The sequence below is a fragment of the Acinetobacter sp. A47 genome (assembly GCF_000805455.1).
Classification (GTDB): domain Bacteria; phylum Pseudomonadota; class Gammaproteobacteria; order Pseudomonadales; family Moraxellaceae; genus Acinetobacter.
Map to the genome: position 1 here is coordinate 1 of NZ_JSUS01000043.1, position 1,462 is coordinate 1,462.

Consider the following 1,462-nt stretch of genomic DNA (forward strand, 5'->3'; position numbering starts at 1 on the left):
GCCATATCCACCAGACATGGGCTGGCAAAGATATCCTGTAAGCCAAGCGTATAACCGGCACTTCTTAAACGGCTCACCAGACGCACTGCCAGTAACGAGTTACCGCCCAGCATGAAGAAGCTGTCATTACGACTCACCTGCTCGATTCCAAGCAGTTCACACCAGTGCTTCGCCAGTAGCTCCTCTACCTCACCCTTCGGAGCCTCATATAGACCACGAATCAGGCTGTCTTCTGTCGGCATCGGTAAACCACGTTTGTCCAGCTTGCCATTTGGTGTCAGCGGGAAACTGTCCAGACGCACATAACTTCTCGGTACCATATAGTCCGGTAACTCACGTGCCAACCAGGCATGTAGCCCTGAAGCATCAACCTCTGCCTCCGCTGAATCTGCTATCCACCACGCAACAAGATGACGGCCTTCATCTTCTCCACGGACCTGTACAACCGCCTCTTTCACAGCCGGGTGGCCTGAAAGCTGTATCTCAATCTCTCCCAGCTCAATCCGGAATCCACGGATCTTCACCTGATCATCATTACGGCCCAGATATTCGATATTCCCGTCTGCTAGCCAGCGTGCAGTATCCCCTGTGCGATACATTCTGGCTTCAGCCTCGGTACTAAACGGATCCGGAAGGAAACGCTCGGCTGTAAGCTCTGGCCGGTTCAGGTAACCTCGCGCAACCTGTACACCACCAATATATAACTCGCCTGTAACACCAACCGGTACCGGATTACCTTGCGGATCCAGTAGGTATATCTTCGTATTGGCTATCGGCTTGCCTATATTTACACTACCATCCTCATACTTTAAGGCAGTCGCACAAACTGTCCCTTCTGTAGGTCCATAAGCGTTAAATACAGTTACCTTTTTGGCTGCCTCTTGCAATAGATTGATACTCGGAGATTCTCCTCCTAGAATCAGACAATTCAATGTATAAAAAACGTCCGGATATTGTTGTCCAAATAATGCTGGTGGTAACAAAGCATGAGTCACTTTATGTCTGTTCATAAAGTCTGCAAGTTGATCTAGGTCCTGACGTTGTATATCAGAGATAATAACTAACGCCGCCCCATTACATAATGCCGTACTAATTTCAAATACGCTGGCATCAAAACTAATTGATGCAAACTGCAAAATACGACTATGGGAAGTAACTCCAAAATGATGGCATTGAACACCACTCAAATTTGTCACCTGCTGGTGTTCAACCATCACCCCTTTCGGGTTACCTGTAGAACCTGAGGTATAAATCACATAAGCAAGATGACGGCTGTTTAAACCAATCTCCGCCGGTAGCAGATTCTCTTCAGAATATGCAGAAGCCTGTTCAAAAGCATCCTGCAGTAATACCACCGGTACCGATGAACTCTTCAGCACATCTATACCCGTCGCATCAGCCAGTAATAATCTTGGAGAGGCATCTTCCATAATATAGGCCAGGCGCTCTACCGGATAACCAG

The 1,462-nt window shown here is 47.9% G+C and carries 1 protein-coding gene; it reads right to left on the reverse strand.

Features of this window, described 5'->3' with window-relative positions:
• The coding region (locus tag OC23_RS10380; protein ID WP_038344665.1) for a non-ribosomal peptide synthetase at positions 1–1,462 on the reverse strand (1,462 nt) is incomplete at both ends.